21 protein-coding genes are annotated in these 24,058 nt (G+C 46.3%); 16 read left to right on the forward strand and 5 right to left on the reverse strand.

Going from position 1 to position 24,058, the window contains the following annotated elements:
* Positions 1-76 precede the first annotated feature (76 nt).
* Entirely contained in the window at positions 77-1,585 is a 1,509-nt protein-coding gene (locus tag AAE250_RS14240) for a cellulase family glycosylhydrolase (protein ID WP_446715761.1), read from the reverse strand.
* A gap of 483 nt (positions 1,586-2,068) precedes the next feature.
* On the opposite strand from AAE250_RS14240, the gene AAE250_RS14245 reads away from it, so the two are divergent.
* The 3 genes from AAE250_RS14245 to AAE250_RS14255 all read left to right on the forward strand — a co-directional run bounded on the left by AAE250_RS14245 (position 2,069) and on the right by AAE250_RS14255 (position 5,219).
* On the forward strand, positions 2,069-2,677 hold the full coding sequence (locus tag AAE250_RS14245; RefSeq protein WP_342289077.1) for a DUF6088 family protein: 609 nt from the start codon (positions 2,069-2,071) through the stop codon (positions 2,675-2,677).
* Positions 2,678-2,738: 61 nt separating this feature from the next.
* Complete coding sequence (locus AAE250_RS14250) at positions 2,739-3,701, forward strand: nucleotidyl transferase AbiEii/AbiGii toxin family protein (RefSeq protein WP_342289144.1); 963 nt, start codon at positions 2,739-2,741, stop codon at positions 3,699-3,701.
* Positions 3,702-3,953: 252 nt separating this feature from the next.
* Positions 3,954-5,219 (forward strand): site-specific integrase, encoded by a 1,266-nt coding sequence (locus AAE250_RS14255; RefSeq protein WP_342289078.1) that lies wholly within the window; start codon positions 3,954-3,956, stop codon positions 5,217-5,219.
* Positions 5,220-5,561: 342 nt separating this feature from the next.
* Here AAE250_RS14255 and AAE250_RS14260 read toward each other — a convergent pair whose 3' ends face one another.
* Positions 5,562-6,434: a helix-turn-helix transcriptional regulator gene (locus AAE250_RS14260; protein ID WP_342289080.1), complete on the reverse strand. Its 873-nt coding sequence runs from the start codon at positions 6,432-6,434 to the stop codon at positions 5,562-5,564.
* Positions 6,435-6,737: 303 nt separating this feature from the next.
* On the opposite strand from AAE250_RS14260, the gene AAE250_RS14265 reads away from it, so the two are divergent.
* From AAE250_RS14265 to AAE250_RS14320, 12 genes are all read left to right on the forward strand, one after another.
* Positions 6,738-8,099, forward strand: coding sequence for a DUF3575 domain-containing protein (locus AAE250_RS14265; protein WP_342289081.1), 1,362 nt, complete (start codon positions 6,738-6,740; stop codon positions 8,097-8,099).
* Positions 8,100-8,155: 56 nt separating this feature from the next.
* On the forward strand, positions 8,156-9,508 hold the full coding sequence (locus AAE250_RS14270; RefSeq protein ID WP_342289082.1) for an Mfa1 family fimbria major subunit: 1,353 nt from the start codon (positions 8,156-8,158) through the stop codon (positions 9,506-9,508).
* Between the two features lie 111 nt (positions 9,509-9,619).
* Positions 9,620-10,591 carry a FimB/Mfa2 family fimbrial subunit gene (locus AAE250_RS14275; protein ID WP_342289083.1) on the forward strand — a complete coding sequence of 324 codons (972 nt, stop codon included), beginning with the start codon at positions 9,620-9,622 and terminating at the stop codon, positions 10,589-10,591.
* Positions 10,592-10,616: 25 nt separating this feature from the next.
* A complete protein-coding gene (locus AAE250_RS14280) occupies positions 10,617-13,763 on the forward strand; it encodes a hypothetical protein (RefSeq protein ID WP_342289084.1) in 3,147 nt (1,048 codons plus the stop codon).
* Between the two features lie 269 nt (positions 13,764-14,032).
* Positions 14,033-15,067, forward strand: coding sequence for a reverse transcriptase domain-containing protein (locus AAE250_RS14285; RefSeq protein ID WP_342289085.1), 1,035 nt, complete (start codon positions 14,033-14,035; stop codon positions 15,065-15,067).
* Between the two features lie 199 nt (positions 15,068-15,266).
* On the forward strand, positions 15,267-16,271 hold the full coding sequence (locus AAE250_RS14290) for a DUF5106 domain-containing protein (protein ID WP_342289086.1): 1,005 nt from the start codon (positions 15,267-15,269) through the stop codon (positions 16,269-16,271).
* Between the two features lie 10 nt (positions 16,272-16,281).
* Positions 16,282-16,770, forward strand: a complete 489-nt coding sequence (locus AAE250_RS14295; RefSeq protein WP_342289087.1) for a FimB/Mfa2 family fimbrial subunit — start codon at positions 16,282-16,284, stop codon at positions 16,768-16,770.
* 46 nt (positions 16,771-16,816) lie between these two features.
* Positions 16,817-17,401, forward strand: coding sequence for a hypothetical protein (locus AAE250_RS14300; protein ID WP_342289088.1), 585 nt, complete (start codon positions 16,817-16,819; stop codon positions 17,399-17,401).
* Between the two features lie 74 nt (positions 17,402-17,475).
* Positions 17,476-18,300 (forward strand): RteC domain-containing protein, encoded by an 825-nt coding sequence (locus AAE250_RS14305; protein WP_342289089.1) that lies wholly within the window; start codon positions 17,476-17,478, stop codon positions 18,298-18,300.
* A 317-nt stretch (positions 18,301-18,617) separates the two neighbouring features.
* Positions 18,618-19,181, forward strand: coding sequence for a dihydrofolate reductase family protein (locus AAE250_RS14310; protein WP_342289090.1), 564 nt, complete (start codon positions 18,618-18,620; stop codon positions 19,179-19,181).
* 554 nt (positions 19,182-19,735) lie between these two features.
* Complete coding sequence (locus tag AAE250_RS14315) at positions 19,736-20,044, forward strand: helix-turn-helix domain-containing protein (protein WP_342289091.1); 309 nt, start codon at positions 19,736-19,738, stop codon at positions 20,042-20,044.
* Positions 20,045-20,057: 13 nt separating this feature from the next.
* Entirely contained in the window at positions 20,058-20,396 is a 339-nt protein-coding gene (locus AAE250_RS14320; RefSeq protein WP_446715760.1) for a helix-turn-helix domain-containing protein, read from the forward strand.
* Positions 20,397-20,520: 124 nt separating this feature from the next.
* Here AAE250_RS14320 and AAE250_RS14325 read toward each other — a convergent pair whose 3' ends face one another.
* Positions 20,521-21,048 (reverse strand): antirestriction protein ArdA, encoded by a 528-nt coding sequence (locus AAE250_RS14325; protein ID WP_342289092.1) that lies wholly within the window; start codon positions 21,046-21,048, stop codon positions 20,521-20,523.
* Between the two features lie 276 nt (positions 21,049-21,324).
* Entirely contained in the window at positions 21,325-21,522 is a 198-nt protein-coding gene (locus AAE250_RS14330; protein ID WP_342289093.1) for a hypothetical protein, read from the reverse strand.
* Between the two features lie 186 nt (positions 21,523-21,708).
* Here AAE250_RS14330 and AAE250_RS14335 point away from each other — a divergent pair, with 186 nt between their 5' ends.
* Positions 21,709-21,840, forward strand: coding sequence for a hypothetical protein (locus tag AAE250_RS14335; protein ID WP_342289094.1), 132 nt, complete (start codon positions 21,709-21,711; stop codon positions 21,838-21,840).
* Between the two features lie 95 nt (positions 21,841-21,935).
* Here the strand turns inward: AAE250_RS14335 and topB are convergent, their stop codons facing one another.
* Positions 21,936-24,047: a type IA DNA topoisomerase gene (gene topB / locus AAE250_RS14340; RefSeq protein ID WP_342289095.1), complete on the reverse strand. Its 2,112-nt coding sequence runs from the start codon at positions 24,045-24,047 to the stop codon at positions 21,936-21,938.
* Positions 24,048-24,058 lie beyond the last annotated feature (11 nt).

The raw sequence follows: 24,058 nt of genomic DNA on the forward strand, positions 1-24,058 counted from the left end.
AAAGCCGACAAAAAACAAAGAAATCCGGAGCTTTTTTATCGGAGAAGTACATCCACTAAAGCCACATGATACGGGCCTAATAGGGATATTTTCCTTCTTTGGCTCCCTTCATAACACCATCGATGGCGTAAGCTTCCTTTGCCTGACCCGATGTACGTTCCATGTCACCGCCCGTTTCCCAATAGAAAGGAACACAACCATGATTTTTTGCTTCACGGGTGACAACTTCATTCCAGTAGGCACGACTCTTATTATGCATTTCCTCGTCGATGTCGGAATAGGCAAGCCCGGAAGTACCGTCTATCTTGTCCGCTTTTGTCCGCTTCATAGCACTGTACTCACCGACAATCACAGGAATGCCTTTATCCACATAAGCTGTCTTCATCTTCTGGAATTGTTCTTTCACATAATCTTCCTCATAAGCAGTGGCATTGTGAATAGAACCAGCCACATGGTTATCCTTACCCCAATAAAGGAATACTTTGCCCCAATTTTCATCATGGTTCATCATGGTGAACTGATAGGGGTCGTAGAAGTGGACCTCCACCATCAGGCGGTCGGGCACCGCATCTACAGGCATTGTATATTCTTTCACCGTCTTATCTATATTGGTATAGGGGCCTTGAACTATCAGGCAGCGTCTTGCATTATTCCCACCCGTGGCACGTACGGCATCAATAAATGTCTGCTCATAGGCTATGATTGTTTTTACTACCGATGCATCCACTTTATCCTGCGCCTGTTGTCCCGGCTCGTTGCATCCGGCAAAAAGCAAATGTTCGTCATAAGCATTGAGTTTGGTGGCAATCTGTGTCCACAATGCCTTTTGTTTGGCATCCACCTTACTGCTGTAACCGTTCACGACACTTTCTTCGAGCCAGCCGCCATCCCAGTGGATATTGACGATGGCATACATATCATTGGCTACGCAATAGCCCACTACCTCGCTTACCCGGTCGAGCCATGCAGCATCTATCTCATACGACGTCTGATTGATGATATACGAATCCCACGCACAAGGTATGCGCACTGCATTGAATCCCAGCTTCTTCAAACCGTCGATATATGCCTTGCTCACCTTAGGATTTCCCCAAGCCGTTTCATTTCCGGGCACCTCCAACGTGTTGCCTATATTTATACCGGCATACATTTGGGCAGCAAGCGTCTTGGCATCATTGCCCATACTGTCGCCTTCTCCCCGGGCCTGCACGACGGAAAAATGCCCCACTTCGTTGCCATCCGCCTTTACCGTAATCACAGCTTCACGGTCATTCGTATCCGTATTAGGCTCCGCAGTAACTGCATATTTAAAGATGGTGCTCGAAGCAGAAGTTTCGGGAGTAACCTTGCACCAGTCCGATGCGCTACTGATGACTTCCAGCGGCACATTCGATTTTATACTCAATGAGATTGTTCCTCCGTCCTTGGAAAAGGTCATTCCGGTATTCAATATATTCTCCGGTATTATAACTTCCGGTGTTACAGACTCGGCATCGTCACCGGAACATGCGGCAACAAAGGAGCAAAGAGTAAGAGACAGTGCCACCAGAACGGGATTTCTTTTGGTAACTGTCACATTAATAATATTTTATAGAGTATCAAAACAACCGCGCAAATGAATGAACATAGTGCTTTTTTCGGCATTTTGCTTGGCAATACTGTTTCCATTTCCAATACGATACAAATATAAAGAAAAATATCTGATTATCAATGAAAAAATCGTTTTTATGTATAGCGATCTCTTTCCTAACATAAGAAAACTAACAATTAAATTAATAAGGTATTTATAACTCGTCGGTTGTCAATATTATGCGAGTTAAACGTTAGAACAGTGGCAATATAGATTCTATTATGGTTTCAGAGCATTGTAGCGGCCTCACATATATAATGATTTCCCTACCTTAAACAAAGCAAACTCAAAAAGACTATTAAATGACCGCCTGATTCTCTTATATGTGAGATTACCAAATATTCGATATAATTATTTGGTATATTGGAAGTAAACGCCTAAATTTGTATTCCATAAAAATGAAAATAACATGTTTATTTTCATTTTTGAAGCATGAATATGGAACAGAAGCAGGCTATCATATCAAAGATAAACCGAAGCAAGAAGGGTACTATCTTCTTGCCAGACAGTTTTATGCCTATTGACACACGTCACGCAGCAAATGTTTTAGCAGAACTTACCAAAGCCGGAAAACTTGTGAGAGTGGCATTCGGTATTTACGTAAAACCTCTAATGTCGAGTTTCGGGCCGGTGATGCCGACGCCATATGAAATAGCTGAGGCTGTGGCCAAGCGTGATGACGCCCAATTATTGCCTCATGGTACGACAGCCGAAAACTATCTCGGCTTCTCGACACAGGTGCCGATGAACATAATATATCTGACCTCCGGTACTTCGAGAAAACTAAAAATCGGGAATCGCACGATAACATTCAAGCATCGTGTTCCAAGCACTTTCGCCTATAAAGGAAAAATTTTGCCGATTCTTGTATTGGCATTACAATCCATTGGGCAAGATAACATTACCGATAAGACACTTGATGTCGTGTACGGTGTGCTGAAAAAGAATCCGGAAGAAAATACATGGCAAGAAGATATTGCTCACGCACCAAACTGGATAAGGTTAATAATAATCAATATTAAAGCGAAGATATACGACCATGAGTAAATGGATTGACGCATCGTATCCTGATCGACAGCAATCTGCACATATTGTTGCCGAGGAAAAGATGATAAGCGAAGGTGCAGTAGAAAAAGACTGGTGGGTAACTGCCGTTCTCAAAGCGTTATTTACGCTGTCTCCTGCTCCATATATGTTTTTCAAAGGTGGTACAAGTTTGAGCAAAGGCTGGAATTTAATTGACCGATTTTCAGAGGACATTGACATAGCCTTATATCGTGACTTTTACTTGGTCGAACTTGGTAAAGAGTGCGCAAAGGCTGCGACAAATAACCAAGTTAAGAATTTGCGCATCATTAACCGTGACTACATTATAGGAGAGTTCGTTGATGAACTGAAAACGAGACTTGACGAAGCTGGTCTTGAGTGTAAAGTATTACCGGTGACACATAAGGACGATGGCACACCTATCGATCATGACAGCGACCCGGTTGTGATAGAGGTGCATTATATACCGAGACTTAAATCCGACCTGTATGTGCGTCCGATAATAAAAATCGAAGTTAGCTGCCTCTCGATGAAAGAGCCTTATGAAGTTAAGCGCATAACTTCTCTTGTCGGTGATAAATTTCCTCAAATCGATAACGAGACAACGGCCGATATACCGACGATTAGCCCGACCCGTACATTTCTCGAAAAAGCATTCCTGCTCAACGAGGAGTATCAACGTAAGAACCCACGTACCGAACGTATGAGCCGTCACCTCTACGACTTGGAACGACTGATGAATACCCCCTTCGCCACAATAGCTCTTGCCGATATGTTACTCTATCAGGAAATTATAGCGCACCGTTGCCGCTTCTACCATGTAGGAGGTGTGAACTACAATCTCAATCTCCCTGCGACAATTGCTTTCTGCCCCACTGGAGAAATCCGCGACAAAATGCGTACCGACTACGAAGCAATGAAAGCCTCTATGATTTACGGAGACAAACTCACATTTGATGCCCTTGTTTCCCGTATCGAGGAATTGCAATCCCGCTTCCGGGTGATAGGACTTGGTAAACTTTAATATCTACTATAATTCGTAATCTTCGGAAAGGATATGGCCTTATTTCCGGGGCAGCCAGCCTGATCGGTTTGGGAGGTAACCGAAAACAAAATACATGGTAACGGAGTTATGGGTATGGTCTATTCAAAAAAGTAACAGGATGATATGCTACCCTCTTACCTTTTAATTATAAAGTCTTTATATATGGCATAGGAAGAAATTTGTTGCGGTCATACTATACTTTTGTGACTGATTTTTAATATAATATTTAGTATGACAAGCATGAATTTAGTGTTGCGTCCTTCCACAAAGGAAGGCCACCATCCAGGAAGCCTATCCCTGCGTGTAATTCACAACCGTCAGGTAAAGACCGTAACCCTTCCGGGTTGCCGTCTTTACCCCGAAGAATGGAACAAGGAAACGCAGGAAGTGATTTACCCCGACAACAATCCCCGCCGCCTGGCCGCATTGGAACTGTTGGCGCGGCGTGTGAACGATGAGGTGGAGTTGCTGAATACCCACCTGCAGACGCTGGAAAAGCAAGGGCGGTATAGTGTGGAGGATTTGGTAAGACTCTACCGCCAGCGAAAAGACAACAGTACGCTTTCGGGTTACTGTGATACGCTCGCGTCTGAACTCAAACGGCTGGGGCAGGGCCGCACCGCCAACGCATACCGTACCGTAACACGCGGACTTATCAAATTTAATAAAGGGCAGGATATTCCCTTGCGGGAGATCAACGCCCGTTTGATAAAGGAATTTGAGATATACTTGAAAACGTGCTGTATGCCCAATACGATTTCGTATTATATGCGGAACCTACGGGCGATTTACAACAAGGCGGTTGCCGAGAAGATCATACGCGGCCGGGACGAGAAACCGTTTGCCGGGGTATATACCGGCGTAACCAAAACCATGAAACGCGCGTTGAGGCTGGAAGAAGTACAAAAGCTGCTCTCTCTGGATTTGAACGGCCTTGTCAAAGAGCAGGAGCCGGATAACGCAAAGCGCATCGAACTGGAAAAACTCTACACCGCGCAACGTTATTTCGCCTTCTGCTTCAACGCTCGCGGTATGTGCTTCATCGACCTGGCCTATTTGCAGAAAAGTAATATCCGAAGCGGGGTTATCAAGTATGTACGTAAAAAGACCGGTCAGCAAATGGAGGTGAAGGTCAATAACGAAATGAAAGCGATCATTGATAGCTTCTCTAAAGAAACCATCGGAAGCCCTTTTTTATTTCCTATAATCCGGGATATGGGAAAAGATTACAGGCCACAATACGAGAACGGATTGCGTATTCAAAACCTGCGGTTGAAGAAACTGGCTGTCATGGCTGACATTCCCCGGCAGCTAAGTACGCACTGGGCCCGGCATTCCTGGGCAAATATGGGTAAGCAGCAGGATTTACCTTTACGGGTAATCAGTGAGTGCCTGGGGCATAAATCGGAAAAAACGACGTTAATCTACCTGGATCAGTTGGATAACTCCCTGCTGGATTCAGCCAATGACAAGATAACATCCGCCGTTTACGGGTAATCCTTTTTAGTGCCGCGGCACGAACAAAGGATAACTGTTTTATCATTCCAAACTTCCACTAAAGCCTGTCGCTATACGGTAGGCTAAGGATGTCATGTGCCTATACTTACGGGGACCGATAATTTATACATGAGTGTTAAAACGGGAAACAATTAGTCCGAACTTTGAGATTTTAGTACCTTTGTACTGTAGTTATGGTATCGTGTCGTTACCGACACTTTAGAAGTGTGGGAATACCTTATACCCTCTACTCGTACTTTGTCAGCATAACGGGTGCAAAAATAGACACTATTTCCTTACCACCACCTGACTTTTTTTCACTTTCTCCTTACCTTTTTTCCCTTACTTCGCATCTTCCCGTAATTCGGTAGGTGTTTTTCCGAGTTCTTTTTTACAAAAGCGAATGAATACCGTGTCTGAATTAAAACCGTTCTCCATCGCTATTTGCTTGAATGATTTTTTTGTCGAGGTGATCTCTTTATGTACCGCCTGCGCTTTACGTTCTATCATCCAGCGATTAGGTAACTCTCCAAATATTTTTACAAATCGTTTTGTGAATTGTTTACGGGTCAAGTTCATGGACTCGGCCAGCTTATCAATAGAATGATAGAGCCGCCAGTTCAGCCGGACATATTCGGAAAAAGCCGTGTCTCCGGAGAGTATCGTATTGAAAAAGCATGATAATGCTTCCTTTGTGTAGTAAACACGGAAAAGGGCAAATAATTCTTTGATTTTCAAATCAAACCAGCAACGGCACTTTAGCCCGTCCGTTATACAGTCGATAACCCCGTCCAGGAAATACCATACCCGCGAATTGATTTCCAAAATCCCGGCAGGTACGGTCTGTGGCAGTGTATCAAAATCTTCCGGGGATATGAATTTATTGTTTCCGTACAGTTTTTCAATGGAATAATTTTCACAAAATTGGATCGGCTTGTGCACTCTGAAAATCACAACCATGCACTCTGTCAAAGCCTCATAGGAATAATTGCCGCCAACGGGAAGAAATAAAATCTCTCCCTTTACAGCCTCGTATGTCCGAATTTCCAGGAAATAGAATCTCATCCGCCCTTCAATCATGCAAACGATCTCGTTATTGGCAACTGACAATTTTTTCTTTTCTCCTATTACCATTTTTGCCACCTCAATAACCGGCCTTTCCCCTTGTTCGTAGTAAGGGCAAGCCAAATGTTCCGCTTTATATAAAATATCCATAACTATGTGATTATTAGATTGTTTTACTAATGTTTTACAAATTAAGAAACCGAACCTACACCAAAGACTTACCATTAACCCGGTAATTGGTAACCCTTACGGGTTATCGTCTCTGCTATTTATGGCCGGAATCCAAACGCCATGTTTTACTAATGTTTAACAAACCCTTGCTTTATTAAAACTAAAAGCTATGTAAGCGATTGATATTTAAGGCATATCATTTTCTCTAAAATCGTTACCCACACTTCTAAAGTGTCGGTAACGATTATTCATTCAAGAGATTAAACAAAGTACAAATATTTAATGGTGAATTACAGATTGTATTTAAGTCAATGGGTATTTCTTACCCTTGTTTTTCTATTGGTGATACAGAAAGTGCACGGACAGGAGAAAATTGTCAGTCCGCCCCCTGCGGTCGGCATAAAGACCAACCTGCTGTACGATGCGACAAGTACGTTGAACTTGGGCGTTGAGTTTCGCACGGGCAGGCGTACTTCGTTCGATATGTCGGCTAACTGGAATCCGTTCAGTTTTTCCGATAACCGCAAGTGGAAGCATTTACTGATCCAGCCGGAGTTTCGTTACTGGACGAAAGAAACCTTTTCCGGTCACTTCCTCGGCCTCCACGCACACTATGCCTACTATAATATAGGCGGTCTTCCAAATTCCATTTTTTCCGACTATATGGCGACACACCGCTTCCAGGGCTGGCTTGCCGGGGCGGGGCTGTCATACGGTTATCGTTGGAACTTTACCCGTAATTGGGGGATGGAAGCCACTTTAGGGGTTGGCTACGCTTATCTGAATTATAGTAAATGCGAGTGTGTAACCTGCGGCAAGAAGCTGGGAGACGCGACCAGGCATTATTTTGGCCCCACTAAAGCAGGCATAACCCTTATCTATACTTTCGGAGGGAAGAAAAAGGCCACTGTAAGTCCTGCCCCGCAGAATATACCGGAGGTTGTTTCTGAAACAACGACACCGGTTATACCAGTGGAAGAAACAGAACCAGAGGCGATACCTATTCTGCCGGAGAAATCAGAAATCGAAATTCTGTCCGAGAAATACCCGTTCGTACTTCCGGCTTCGGATTTTGACCCGGCGAATCCCATACGGTATTATAATGACGAACGCGATAATGTACTTACGGTCTATTATCCCGTCAATAAGAGCGTAATCGAAAGCTATTTTGCCGGGAATGCCGCTACACTGGCTGCGTTACTTGATGCTGTAAGAAGCATAGTTGATAGTGAAAAAGCCGAAATCAGCCGTATTGTGATTGCCGGCTTTGCCTCACCGGAAGGCTCTGCGAGTGTAAACGAACAACTTGCCGGAGAAAGGGCTGCGGCCGTTCGGGATTATATACTGGCAAACACCCCGGTAAGCAAGGAAACGATACTCTTGCATAACGGCTCGGCAGACTGGCAGGGATTACGACGGCTTGTTGCCGCTGACAGTAATGTCCCCTCACAGCGTGAAGTGTTGGAGATAATCGACACCCGCCCGATATGGGACAGTCGGACGCAAACGGGACGGCAAACCCTATTGCACCAATTAAATGGTGGGCATAGCTGGGAATATATGAAAACGAATCTTTTCCCCAAACTGCGTAACGGTACATTCATCCGGGTTTACTGGAGCCCGACAGATAGAAACAATGAATAATAAATAAGTGATTGGTAACAAGTTAAAAACAATTTTTACAATTAAATTATTAAACGATGAAAGTAAACTTTAAGTATGCGATTATGGCTGTCGCTGCCCTCACGCTGGGCTTAACAAGCTGTTCTAATGATAACGATGTAACGGGTGGAGAAACCGACAACGGTACGAAAACTTACATGAAGGTTTCCATTAACTTCCCAAGTACGAATGATCCGCAGACACGTGCAACGGGTGATAATAATGCAACCGATGACGAAGTATTAATAAAACACGTGGACGTGTATATTTACACTGCTAGCGGTGCGTATCTATCACGTAATCGTCTTGATGCCAGTGCATTTAAAACGGCGTCAGTTTCCCAAGACGGAACTACTTACGAAGCTCAAACGAAGATTCCAACCACAACGGGATTTAAATCCATATTGGTCGGTATCAATCTCCCTGACGGAATAGCAACAGGATTGGAAAATAAAACGTTGAGTGAGGTACTGACAACTCCCCAGACACTTACCCGCACTCAACTGACGAATTTAACAAACGGTATACCGATGTTCTCTACCGCTGTGGTAAACGGAGATTTCGTTGCTGACGAAACTGATTCGCGCAACACCATTATCGCAACCGTACAGCGTATGGTGGCAAAGGTGACAGTAGAAAAATCGTCCAGTATGACACAAGGTGGTGTTAAAGGAGAACTCGGTACATTGGAGTTTGCCATTAACAATTTCAACGAAAGATCCTACCTGGTACAAAAAGCTTCCCCGAATTTTGAAGATCCCAACTGGGCTTCGGGTAGCTACCTGTCCTCTGAATTTTCGGATGCAGCCACAACTGCGGATTGGAAAACTGTTGTAACACCTGTTGCTGACGTGAAAGACCTCGATGCTCACTATGCCGCTGAAAACACTTCGGAGGGTAAAACGATGGGTGAAATCACCCGTGTTACGGTACGTGCGACCTTTATGCCGGATGTGATTACAGTATCTGATAACCACGGCGGATATGAAACCGTAGACCGAACGACTTTAGGCATTACTGTCCCGACAACAACATTCTATACCGTTACAGCCAGTGCTACTTCGGGTACAGCTTATTTCTACGATAAAAATGTCGCAGAAAGTTATGCCAACGATAACGGTTTAAATAATAGTGATGTGAACGAATACGAAAATGGTTTTTGCTACTGGAATATGTTCCTCAACAAAGAAACCGGTAAAAAAGGCTATCAGTGGGATGTTGTACGCAACGAATTTTTCCGCTGTCAGATTACCCGTATCGTTGCTCCGGGTAACCCAACGCCCGAAGTGAATAATCCAGATCAAAAGCCGGATGCGGAAACCAATATCTTTACGAATATTGAAATACTGAAATGGAACATGATTACTTCTGATTATGTGTTGGAGCCTTAAATATCTAACATATCAAAGTAAATAAAGAAAAGCCGGGCGGAAAACAGGCCGTACCCTCTTTCCGTCCGGCTCCTTTCAAACAATCACTGAAAAAATGTAAGCAAATAAAAAATGAATCAAAGAAAGCTATATAACATAACTGCCGTACTTGTGATTATAAGTACCCTGCTTGCCTTTTCCTCCTGCATCAAAGAGGATTTGTCTGAGTGTCCGCCCCCAAGCGCATCCGTAAAAGTACGCTTTGCGATTAATACGGAGGACGAAGAAACGGGGCTGTCCAATGCCGGGGTTATGGAAAAAGCTACCCTATATATTTTTGACCGTAACAATCGGTTTGTAGCCATGTCCTCCCGTAATGATATTGTGGTGGGCAGGGAATATGAACTGGATATAGACCTTGCTCCCGACACCTATAATTTCGTGGTGTGGGTGGGAGAAAAAGCACCCTATTACACTCTGCCCGCTTTCGCAGACTTTCCGGTAGTTAAACCCGGCAAGGAAGAAAGCACAATGAATTTGGATATACCCGCTAACCGGATAGTGGATTTCACACTTCCCCGGTTACTCTTTTCAAAGGTGGATAACAAAGAGATTACCGGCGACGACCAGATAATCGACTTCAACTTGATACAGAATACCAACACGCTTATATTCACAGTAAACGGGTTGGAACGGACGGATAACACCTATTCGTTCAACATAGCCGATGATAACGGCTCCTACGACTTTGACAATAATTACGCTTCATGTAAAGCGTTCCAATATACTACCGGGGCATTGTTCCCGGCAAACTCTGATGTGCTGGATGGCACGATAACCGTTCTTCGGCTTGGTAGTAACCGCAATCCGCAGTTTACCCTCCTCGATAAGACGACCGGGGAAACACTGTATCCCAGTTATGCCGGTCAACAAACAGATCTCATACAGTTAATCTTAAAGGCGTATGAAGGCAAGACAGTCAATTTTGACCGCCGCCATACTTTCCATATCACGCTCGACTTCGACACGAACATGGAAGCTACCGTTACAGTGGACGGCTGGAATGTAAATGACTCCGGTAATGAACTGTACCCCGATTATTAAAAGATGAAATAAAAAAATATATAGAATGAAAAGACGAATAGAAAGAATAACGACTGTTTTTTCCGGCCCTTTCAGTAAAAAGCGGAACGGACTGCGTAAATCCATATCTTTATTGCTGTTGGGTATGATGGGGTTAGCTGCCTCCTGCATATCCGAAGAAGAAATCTATCCTTCGGAATCCGGCGGTAATCAAACGGATAGGGAAGTGAACTTTTTAATTGCTGTTCCCTATGCCGCACCTACCGGGACGCAAGCCGGGACACAGAGCCGTGCGATAGGGACAGACGAAGAAAATACGATTGGCAATATTTATGTGCTGGCGTTCAAAGTGGAATATGACCAGAACGGTACAACAATCAAGAGCGAAACCTACGATTATTCGGCAATCGGCATAAAATCAGCAACGAATACCGAAGGAGCTTCCTCACAGAGTTTTACTGTCAAGGTAAGAGTGAAGGATTATAAGCAACGTTTTGTAGTCATTACCAATGCTGAGGATGCGGTAACGACCCTTACGGGTGACCATGCCGCGTGGTATGGTAAAGATAAGGCAGATATGCTGGCCAATCTGAAAGTATCTTTAGAAACATCGGAAGATCGCTGGAAAGTAATCAGCGCATCCGATTATACCGCTTTCCCGATGTGGGGGGAAAGCGGTACGGAAAAGATAACGGGAAGCACCAATAGTCTTTCAATGGCTATCCCCATGCTCCGTATGATTGCCAAGATAAACGTTCAGTTGGATGAAACGGTATCGGGACTTACGAATAAATTCAAGATGAAAAGCGTACACCTCTACAATACGAATACAAGCGGTCATGTAGTACCGTCGATAGCGGCAGTAAAAGAAGAAATACGTAATACCAGCCAACGTTATTTATTTGTTGAAGAGCCAACCGTTCCTTCCGATGCAGTTCTTTCGAAAGAGCCGATTGAATACACCGATTTCACTGCGCCCGGAACACCGGATGTTGCCATGAAAGGGGCTATCTATACATTTGAGACCAAGGCTCCGTCAAACGAAGATCGGATGAAGGCAACTTGCCTTGTGATCGGCGGGCTGTACGGTGATGATACCAACGAGACCTATTACCGGGTAGACTTCTTTGAAAGCGATGGAAAGACCCTGCGGGATATTCTGCGTAATTATCAGTACGTGGTTAATATCACTGATGTAAAGGGGCGCGGGCATGAATCGGTGGACGTGGCCTATAAAAGTAAGTCGGTTAATATGGTTGCTGAAACTCTATACTGGAATGAAGCAGGATTAGGTAACAATGTTTTTGACGGTCAGAATATACTAAGTGTAAGTCAGGACAGCTATTTCTTTTCCCGTGATGCAAAAATATCTAAAGAGGAAGATAACGTACTGAGCATTATGACAGATTATAAGACTACCGCAACAGGAGGTAAGTCGGGCTGGTATGTGGAAAAGATTGTAGACGCAAACGACGAAACTGTTGATGTCACATGGGTCGATCTTTCACAACGAGACGGCGCAGCAGACAATCTAGCGGAAGTTTTCCTAGAGGTTGAAGAAAATAAGACCACTACGGAGCGTAGTGCGATTATCTGGATTGCAGCCGGAAGGCTCCGCTATCCGGTGAAGGTAACACAGTCGCTTACCCCAGCATTGGGCATTCAGGTAGTGGATGGCAATAACAAGCCGATAACTGAATTGGTTTTTGCGGGTGTTAATCCTGCAACGCAGACATTTACGGTAAACTGGCAACCGAAAAATGCAGACCTGACAGTCATTAATGCGCAGGTGGGTACAGAGGCCTTCCCTTCAAATAGTGGTGCGCCAACCAGCGAAACGGTTCCAGCAGGAAATAGTGGAACAGGAACAATCACTTATACTATTGCTCCGAATGCATTTACGGCAGCAGAAGTAGACAAACAGACCGGTAATCCATTCCTGGAAAAAGTATCGAAGATTGATTTTACAACCACTAATGGTATTTCATTTGCGAATGCCAGTATCTTCCTTAGACAGATCAATTACAATTTGGTAGTAAGTGGAACAACCGACTATATGTTAGATGGTAGTACATATAGTTTCAATGTGAAAAGTAACGCTGCATGGCGCATTAAGAGAATTAAAGAAGCTCCGTCAGACGGTAAAACCCCAATGCTGCAATTCCAGCATGGCGACAATATGATTGAAGGAGAAACCGGCGGATACGATACCGCTAATGGGGAGACAATTACATTCAGTGTAATTACCGATCCGACCCAAAGCATTTCCGGAACTATTGATGTGGTATTTGAGAGCCAGGATGGTTTGTTTTCTGACGTTACTGTTACCTTGAATATTGTAAACAGTATTTGGGCGCGGAGTAATATCGTGTTTGTTCCAAGTAATGATTTAGAGAAATATCCGCAAGGAGGTTACCTAACCTTTGCCGTGACTCCGGCAGACAATGCCACGATACCCGCTAACTCACAGGGTGTATTCTTCCAGTGGGGGTCACTGGTGGCGATCAGTCCGGCACTGCTTCCAGGGTCAACAGATACAGGTTATAAAGCCGGTAAATATCCGCTCGGTCATATACTATTTTCACCGACTGGAACGTATAATTACGCATATGCAAGCATTCCTTATATTAGTGAAACTACAGGCAAATTCGGGAATAACGTCACCTCCGAAGACGATTTCGCGGGGTATGGGGAGGATGGTGTCGGATATGACGAAAGCGGAACAAACGGTGGAAAGGGCGATATTTGCCGATATATCTCTAAACAGGGATGGGTAAGCGGTAAGTGGCGTATGCCGACAGCGGATGAATTCAATAAGTTGATTGCCGAGCAAATCAGTGTTTCCAACGGCGGTGTTTTCGGCAACACTATTACTCACAATGATGGAAACGACGACAGCGGTTATGGACTTAATGCTTATGGTTATTACTTGGTCGAAGCAGGGCGCTGGCTCGGTGCTGGTGCCACTGCGACAAGCGGGGAAATGAGTCCATCGATCGGTGTGTATATTCCAGCCGGGGGCGGACGAAATGATTATAGTGGGGTTCCGTACAGCCAAGGGAATCACGGATTCAATATGACAGCATCATCGAACACGATACAAATGTGGGTTATGGATATAAATGCCAATACTGCACATATAACCAACCAAACGCGCACACGCAGTTTCACGGTGCGGTGCATCCGAGAATAAATTCGTTTCATTTGCTTTATTTCCCGGGGCATTAAAAGCCCCGGCATATAAACAAAATAGAGGGTCGAACAAACATACCCTAATAAACAATTCAGAACAGTAAAAATACATCCTCGCAGGTAAAGACTGCAAGCCAAGCGTTTAGCTTTCTTTACCGAACTGGAAAAACAAAAAAATAGAGGAAGGAAATGATAAAGAATTCCGAAGATAATGCTAATATATTATTATTCAGGATTAATGTCAATCCGACCCTGCAAAAAAGGATAAAAATGAAAGAGAACAAAGCATATCCGTCACAAATTCGTTCGCTTCCCTACTTTAACAGTGCGGGAAGCTCGGATGATTATCGCCTTGCAGCAACTCTGCGACGGGAGTTTGTCCCCAAAGTCAAACGCCTGCTACCCGGACACCACTTGGGCGCATACCGGCACGACTTCATTGTGAATTTCATCCGTAGACACAAGGTAAAATACCCTTGTTTCATCCGCACGGACATCAAACGGTTCTATCCGTCGGTGTCCCATCGGGATATTATCGCAGGCTGTCAGTTAGCTTATCGGGACCTATTGAACCTGCGGTACGTGCCGCACAGTTTCAAAGAAAAGTATGTCGGAGCGATTGCCACGTGGTGCAGGTGTTTGCCGCTGTATAAAGGAATATCACTCGGCAGTCCTCTGTCAGCGATTCTCGCGCCGGTGATGCTCATTTCCCTGTGGTTGCAAGTAAAACGACGATTCGGAGTACCATTCATCGTATATATGGATGATGTGCTGATATGCACGGCAGATGAAAACCAGAGCATGGAAATATATGCCTACATAGGAAATTACCTTCAGATAAATTACGAACTGGACTTGAATACATTCAATACATCATCCGGCCGTTTTTCGAGGAATAGCGTTGAATTCTGCAGTTGGCGATTCACCGGTGGATATGCCGTTATAGCAGAGGAGAAACTGGTCGCTTTCCGGCAGCGCATGCATGACTTTATCTGCGGAAACAAATGTGCTGACATCGCTACATTTATTAAAATGCTGAATAGGAAAATTGACGGTTTCGGGCACTATTACAAGTTCGGCCATGTGGCAGGGCAGTTTCGGGCTCTGGATATGTTCATCCGTAAAACAGTCCGGTACCGGTTAAGTCATTTAGGTGGATTCAAAGGATACACGGTAAAACATTTGTCTGCTTTAGGACTACACTGTCTAAGTACACTGTTTATGCAGGCACGTGAAGCCAATCGACCGACTGAACGGTCTAAAAACGGTGGAGACCGCCCCGTACCTGTAACGACTATGAAGTAAACTGGCTGTGGCTTACAGTCCCGTGTCGTAGAAACATTGGAAAAGATGCAAGCCCAACTAACACAACTATTATCGTTGCAAAGGAAGCAGGTACGGCTTATCGGTGAATTGGTAAATATGACTTGATGAAAAGATATAGAGTCCAAAGAAGAATGTACAAAAATAGTAAAGATGAATAACTAAACAGTAAATGAGAGTAATGGGAAACATACTAAGGAAATACCGCTGGGATATAATCTGCGGATGGTCGGTAATGCTTACCGGCTGCTTCATTTGTTTGTTCGGAGTCGGCACACTGTTAGCAGCCGGTTGTACCCATATCAAAGTAAAGCAACCCGAAGTGAGTGCAAAGCAAGCAACTCAAATAGCCCACAAGCCCTTTACCCTGCCCGAAATCCCCGCTACAATAACCAATCCCGGAGAGAGGGCCAAATATCTCATATCGCATTATTGGGATAACTTCTCTTTTGCCGATACTACCTGGCTGGCAACCCCCGATCAGATAGAGCAGGCATTTTCGGATTACCTTTCCCTTCTGCCGCATACCACACCGAAAGTAGTAACTGCTTCAATCGGCGGAATATTGGATAAATCCCTCGCACAGCAAAGCATTTTTAATTGGTTTATCGGTATGTTCGACAAATATCTTTACGACGTCAATTCCCCATTTCGTGACGAAGAATGTTATGCGATAGTCGTAGAACATATCGTAAACAACCCGGACGTGGACGAAATCTATAAACTCTGCCCTAAGGCACAACTGGAACAGATAAACAAGAACCGCCCCGGCAACGTGGCCTCGGATTTCACCTACACCCTTGCCAACGGCAAAAAAGGAACACTCCACGGGATAAAAGCCGATTATACGCTTCTATTCTTCTATGACCCGGAGTGTCCGGACTGTCGGCATACACGGGAATTCTTGCAGCAATCAGAGCAAGTCACAGAATTGGTAAACAGCGGAAAGCTAAAGATTCTTGCCTTGTATCCTGATGAGGATATAGAAACATGGAAAGCCTACCGGTCCGCTATCCCTCCCACATGGTTGAACGCCTGCGATGATACGGCGACGAAGAAAATAAAAAGTAAACTGTACGCTATCCGTGCAATCCCTTCGCTGTATCTGCTTGACAGGAATAAACGGGTGTTGCTTCGGGACGCGGTAATAGAACAAGTCATACCGGTATTAACAGCCAGAATATAATATATAAATTATGAAAAAAGGCATAGTAACATTTTCAGTATTGGCGTTCCTGCTTTACTCCTGCGCAGACAAAGAAGCGGAGGAACGCTTACCCGTGGCGGTAAATGTGTCCCTGCGAGCCACCGAACAGTACGATACCCGAACATCGGAGATACTTCTGTTCGATGCTGACGGTTATTTTGAGAGCCGTTATACCGACCAAATAACCGGCGACGGTATCAAGTTGAATATCGAAAGCGGAACGCACTATATCCTTGTTTTCATAAACACGGAGGACTATACCATCACCCCGCAGGTCTTTAAGCCGGGTCAAACGCATTACCATGAGGTAACGGCCACCGCCCGGGCAGGTGACAATCCCTACCTATGGGTTGGAAACTGTACACGGCTATTGAAAGCCGGATCGTCCGATATTGAGATTATGCTGGAAAAAGCATCTTCCGTTATCGGCCTTACCGTCAACGGATGGACGCATAGGGGAACAGAGGCAGACATTTAGCGGAGCCAAAAAATAAACGGGGTTATCCCTCTTAAGAAAAGACAGTATGAATATATTAAAAGAGAAAATTGCATATAACAGTTCGGGAGGAATAACAAGGATGTTATTGGAACGACTGAACGGATTTGACGCGGATCAAGATAACGATATGGTCTGCCGCGAGCAACTAAAGGGGCGGGTGGAATACATAGGTAGCAGCAACCACTACCGCCTGTTCTTTCTGTTGGAAGGCAAGATATACCTCAAAGGTGCGTTCTTGGGAAGAATCCTGCTTGACAAGCGGGAATTTATACTGCTTCCCCCGCATTGTGAGATAAGTTGCGCGACACTGCTGTCCTCGAATTATGTCATATTGGGCTGTACCGGCCTTCAAACCGGCGGTAACGTGTCGTTCATGGAAGAATTAAGAAATATCCCTTTCCGGGAGAAACCGCAAAATACCTCCCTACCGATACGTGAAAAGCTGGGGAGGGTGTTAAAAAGTTTTTTCGCCTATTTGACGGATGACAGTCATTACCCCGCCGTTTATGACGCGGTATTGATGCTTATGCGGTCGTTCTATACGGCCGGGGAACTGGCCACGCTCTTTTTTCCGCTCCTGCATGAAAACGAAACGGTGGGAGAATTATAAAACAAATTAATGATGGAGATATATTATAAAAGCATTTCAGTAACTGACATCCTAACATCCGTAAGAAGTAATTTATGAACGGCTTTTTGCAGGAATTGATGAAAGAAACGTCGGCTAAGGTACGACAAATAGAGGCGACCGAGAAAGACACCCTGAAACGTTCCTTTGCCACGGCCCTCGCGTTGGCAGATGCCAATTCGAGGCTGAAAACCTTTATAATGGATTATGAGTTTTCCAGCGAGGAAGAAGAGATCTATTTCTTCAAGCAGACCAAGCCGCAACTTGTGTCGCAACTGATCTATCATTGCCAGGTGTACAACATCGAAATGAACCGTCCGCATGGCGGTACGGATATTCAGCGGGAATACCTGAACAAGGAACTGGAGAACCTGCAGGATTATATCGACCGCCGGCCGGAGTTTTACAGTTACTACCGCCTGGGATCGACGCATAACGACGTCTGCTATTTTACGCGGGGCAAGTTCCGGATCGGGTTGCAATACCTGGAGCCTACCCTTAGCGAGCGTGAGCCGAGATATTCCACCAACTGCGATTACAAGCTGGCGAAGATACTGGCGAACGAGCGGCTGGAAATCCTGCTGAAATCCCAATTGGACGAACTGGAACATCCCGACGAGAAGCCGCATCTGCTCTGGAATACAAAGAAGAAATACCTCATTGTGCTTTTATACGCCCTGGATTCATTCCGTGCCTTCGGCAAGATACCCCTTTCCCGGGTGGTCAAGGCGATGGAGCACTTGCTGGGCATCGACCTGGGGAATTATACCAGCGTCTTTTCCGAGATCAAAGACCTGGATAATGTAACGGAGATTTTCGATTTGTTGAAAGACGCGCTTTTGCTCCGGATAGAACGGAGCCATACGAAAAGAAGGAGATAACGATACCGCGTAAGTGGTAACGATAAGAATATAAACGAATAATGCCTATGATGTAATAAATGGTAAAAATGAACTGTCGGCGTCCGATCTTGCGAAGCCTATCCGCCTGCGGATGCCGGAAACTGAATATACGCTGTATTCTTTTTATCGGGGAAACTGACAATTAAACGGATAAACGAGGAAAACATGGCGCGATATTCATGCTTAATTTGGCGTGGAGTTGCGTTGTTCTCGTTTAAGGTATTTGTCAGTACCTCCCGATTCGGCGGCGTAATTTCCACGCCTCTTTTACATCGTCGGGAAAAACTGACAGAAAAATGGATAAAACAGGTAAAATTAAGACCTTTTCCTTCGTATCGTTGGACGGGTATGCGGCAAAGATGGGCGGAAGTATCGACTGGCTTACCGACTATCCCCGGCCTTCCTCGGACAGGGACTACGGTTTCGGCGGATTTGCCGAGACGGTAGGTTGTGCCGTCTTAAACGGGATTCACTACGCAATGCTCCAGGCTGCCGATATTCGGCCGCTACGAGGAATACGAACGAAAGTGCTGTTGCCGGACTACTCCGTATTGACACCGGGGCGAATGCCCGATTTTGTGCTTTTGAGGCCGGAGAGCGGTTTCGGATATGTGGAGGCTGTCGAGGCGATCCGGCGTGAGACCTCCGGGGATATATGGCTGGCCGGTGACCGGGAGCTGTTATCCCAGCTTATGGAACACGGGCTGATAGACGAGATAACGGTAAACGTAGTGCCCGTCATACTCGGAAACGGATATACGCTTTTCAGCCGTAACCGGACGGAACAGTCTTGGGATATGGCCTGTTTTCAATGTTTCGATAACGGCGTGATGCAAATGCGTTATGTCCCCCGGCCTTAGCCGGTAAGCACACCTCTTTATATTTAACCGAGACCGGAATTTAATAGAATATATATTTAATCCCTTCGGGCCTCGTTAGAAACCCGGAAATATTTACTCATAATTACAGGTTCGCAGTGTTCCTTCTCCGCCGTGCGACGAGCATATGCGGAAAAATACACTTCCCGGCATAGAGACGGACTATGGAATCGTTAAAAAGAATCCGGAACACAACAACAGGCTTGTAAAGCGTGTTATTACTATCCGCATTTTACTCCCGTGAAGGATAAAAATGCGGACGGTAATATTTTTTTGAGTGCCTGGCGGGGATTTGCTGTTTTTCGGCCGTAAGGCAAAACAGCCCGCTATCCCCTGAAAACACGAGGTGTTCGGCGCCTCTGATAAAAACGGTAACTGTGTCTTTTCTGTGTATTTTACTGCAAATTTCCACAAAATCCTCTTTCAGAATCCCCTCCCGAAGCCGTTCCCGGACGTATTGATAAAAAAGTGATATGTGCCACAGTTTAAGGTAATTATAAACTCCCGACCTTTGCGAAATCAAAAACGAATCAGATATGAAACGAATCACCATTGACAGTGATGCCTATAAGTCACTTGCAGAAAAGATCGAGCGGATTTATAATTATATTGAGCGGCAGACCGAAAAGCGGGCCGTGCCGTCCGATCCCTCGACGGTATGGATAGATAACGCGAAGGCGGCCGAATTACTGGAGGTCAGTACCCGTACCCTCCAACGCCTGCGTTCTGCCGGGGAAGTAACCTATTCAATCCGGGGCGGCCGGGTACGCTACCGTCTTTCGGAGATCGAGCGGCTTATCGCCGGCCGCGTCTTTCCCCGTAAGGAAAAGAGTGACAACCTCTAAATAATCGTGCGATATGGGAGAGAATGAATTAACGGTGTGGTTACAGGAATGGTTTGAACGTTTCATGGGACGGTTTGACCGGCTGGACACCAATCTGGAAAATATGTCGGGCAGGTATCATTTTTTAGGCGGCGAACGCTTTCTGGACAATCAGGAAGTGTGCCAGTTGCTCCATGTGAGTAAACGCACCTTGCAACGTTACCGGTCATCGGGCGAATTGCCCTACCAGACCATCTACCATAAAACCTATTACCGCGAGAGTGACGTGGAGGCTTTCATTAATGCGAACTTCGCCAAAGGCGAAAATGAAGGCGACGATGAGACCTGCGAGGATGATTCCGCGGAGGAATAGGTTTTTATTTGTGCTTTGTCAACGTCCCGTACAGTCGTGAGATTGGGCGGGACGCGTTTTTAATAAGGGGATATGCCATAAAAAAAGGCGGGAACTTCCCGCCTTCCGGTTGGTATCGAAGCTGTCAGGCCCGGTGGAATACGTGTCCGTCCTCAAACCAATAGTCGGTCATAAACAGGTCGCGGGCGAACTTCTCATAATCGAAATAGCTTAAAGCGAACTCCGACAAGTCGTAGCACTGTTCGATAATCTCATAAGCGTAATCCTCCTCGTCCTTGTAATTACCCTGGTAATCGTCGCGGAACGAATCGATCAGCCCGTTTATATCTTCCGTATCCATATCACGGTTGCCGTCGTTCAGCCATATATAAAAGGCTTCCCGTTCGTTTTCGTCCAATTCCGAGACGGCCTCGATCACTTCAAAGAGGTTGTCCGATAACCAGCTTTCCCCGATAAGGGAGGACGGTATGTTTTCCCAATCCTGGAACATAAACTCGGCGTCCGGCTCGTCGCCGTGTAACTCATGGCAAGCCTCATAAAATTCTTCCTTATCGGAATAATCCGATAGGTCCAGCCACTTTCCATAAATGGAACCGTTGTTATACTTGGCATAAGTGCCTACATAAATCCTTGCTTCTGATAAATTCTCCATAACCTTAATTTTTAGTACCGACCCTTGGGGCGGTTGTTTTTTACGGGCCCTCTTCCGGTGCAGTGGTTAGGGACTGTCAAGTTTTCACCGAACAAATACGCCATGTCCCGAAGGGATGTCGGAAGATTTTTCGGGTGAACCTCCGGCCGAAGGAACTTTACTGCCCGTTAAGACCACGTAAGCACTTTTGCCCGCGGAAATAACAACCCTTGCCGGGAGGAAGGCGGATAAGGTTATGGACTGACAGAAAGCGGGAAGAACGGCACTTATGTTTTGTTACAGGTTTCCGGAAAGTGGCAAGACCTTTCCATAATACCGATGGAAGTAATAAGAAGGCTTGCCTTTCGGAGGCAAAGAGGCCGGGGCATAGAATATCCGGGATTGCCCTGCCGTCCTATAATGGGGAAAGCGCACGGGATAACCTTCAAGGAAATTATAGCCGGGAACGGGACGAAAACGTATTCTGCCTTTCAAGGGCTTATAAAGGCAGCCTATGGGGACGGAAGAAAAGATATGACGGGTATATGGCGTCAAGACGATTGCCGAAATGGATATAAAGGACGGCTGTTACGGTTTCATACGAACATTGATATCCGGCATAAGCCGTTCTATATGCGGAACTTTATGAAAAATCGCCCTGACCGTGGTAAGCGATAAGATATGGAGGATTCCGACGTATGGTGTCGTCCCGGAGCACCGATCCGGAAAAGAGGTAACGACAATCTTCTCTCGGATGAATCCCCGCAAGGCTTGTCCGTGAAACGGGCAAATAAAAAGGCGTCCGAAGCATAGCCCCGGACGCCACCACTAAAAAAATCAGTGAAGTTAAAGCAAACATCCCTATCAGCAATAACCGCAAAGATTCTTTCGGTGGCAAAGATAATGATTTACTTGGATTTACGTTTGCTTCCGGGCTTTCCTTTCTTCTGCTCGAAATCGAACACTGTCTTATAATCGGCATCGAAAGCAATGGCGGCATCGAAAGGCTTACCGGTCTTGCCGCTAATGAGTCCTTTAATGATCCCGGTCTTGCCGTTTGTCAGTAAGGATATAAACTGTGTATCGGATAACTCCTTTTTCGCAATGGTGCGCCATACGGTAAGTCCGCAGGCCTCGTTCTGACATTTGGCCACCTTGTTAAAGATAACCACGTTGCCGCTCTTACATTTCGGGCAGGGGCATGACTGCCGGTTATCCTGCCGTGCGAAAGCCATATCCAGCAATTCGGCAGTGATTTGTGAGGCGTACACCTCTATCGAGCGATGGAACGCTCCGGCATCCATATCTCCCGTGCCGATCTTCGCCAGTGCCGCTTCCCATTGTCCGGTCATGGCGACATCGGCAATCTTCTTGTCGCGTACAGCCAGATAAACGGTCAGCCCTTTGTTGGTAGGTACAAGCGTTTTTTTCTCCCGCACGATGTATTCCCGCGAAAAGAGTGTCTCGATAATGGCGGCGCGGGTGGCCGGTGTCCCGATCCCCGCGGCTTTCATGGCCTCGCGTTCTTCCTCATTCTCTATTTCCCTGCCCGCGCTCTCCATCGCCGAGAGCAACGTGGCTTCAGTGTGCAGGGGCTTGGGCTTGGTCTGTCTCTCCTGCACTTCGACATCACGGACGGCCGGCTTATCGCCTTCCGTCAGATCGGGCAGTACGGTTAAATCCTCGTCCGTTGTTTCTTCCCGGTTGGCTCCGAAAACATTACGCCAGCCGGGATGTAACATGATACTGCCCTTTGCGACAAAGTGTACGCCGCCGGCTTCCAGCGTTACGGCGGTGTTCTCTTTGACGCAACCCTCTCCGAAGGCTTCCAGCATACGGCCCGCTATCATATCGTAAACAAGCTGCTGATCTTCGGATAATCCCCTCGCGGGATCTTCCGTAATAATCAGCGCATGATGGTCTGTCACTTTCGCGTCGTTTACCGGACGTGTCCCCGGCTGGGTATCGGGCCGGGCGTCAATATAATCGCCGAATTTGGGATGCGCCCGCAGGGTTGCGATCAGGTGTGGTATTTCCTCCATGACATCGGCGGATATATACCGGGAGCCGGTACGTGGATAGGAAATGAACTTGCTTTCGTATAATCCCTGCGCTATGGTCAGTGTCTTGTCGGCGGAAAAGCCGTGCCGCTTGTTAGCGTCCTTTTGCAGGGCTGTAAGGTCGTATAAGAGAGGCGGCTCCTGCCGGACTTCCTTCTTGACGACGGATGTAACGGTCAGTTCCCCGGCAGCCTTCACGATGGCGTCCGTCTGATCGGCGACGCCGCGGCTGTCATATTTATCCGCTGAAAGAACGGCAAACGCCGTCGTGCCTTTCCCGGTATGCACCTTTAGCCTGAAATAGGTTTGCGGGATAAAGTCCTTGTTCTCCAGGTAACGCGAGCAGATCATGGCCAACGTGGGCGTTTGTACCCGGCCCAGTGACCACGCGCCGCTTCCAGCGGAAATGGAGAGGGCTTGCGAGGCGTTGATGCCCACGATCCAATCCGCCTGGCTACGTGCGCGGGCGGAGAGATACAGGTTATCGTAATCGCTTCCCGGGCGAAGGGTCTGCATCCCCTCACGGATGGCCCGGTCGGTGAGCGAGCTTATCCATAAGCGGCGGAAGGAGGTACTGCATTCCACATAATTATATATGAAGCGGAATATCAACTCTCCCTCGCGGCCCGCGTCGGTGGCGACTATAATTTCATCGGCCCGGTCGAACAACCCCTTTATAATCTTTAGCTGTTTGAGTGCGCCGGAATCGGCCTTATACTCTTTGCCCTCCCGTACCTGCCGGGGGACAAGGGTAAATTCCTTCGGGAGTATCGGCAGATTTTCCCGTCTGAAACCCGTAAAGCCGTAGGCTTCGGGCATGGCGAGTCCGACCAGGTGCCCGAACGCCCAGGTTACGGCGTATCCGCCACCTTCCATATATCCGTCCTTTTTGACGGTCGCGCCCACGATGGCGGCAATACTCCGCGCTACGCTGGGCTTTTCTGCTATTATAACTTTCATTCTCTGATTTT

It is taken from the genome of Bacteroides sp. GD17 (assembly GCF_038448625.1).
Taxonomy (GTDB): domain Bacteria; phylum Bacteroidota; class Bacteroidia; order Bacteroidales; family Bacteroidaceae; genus Bacteroides.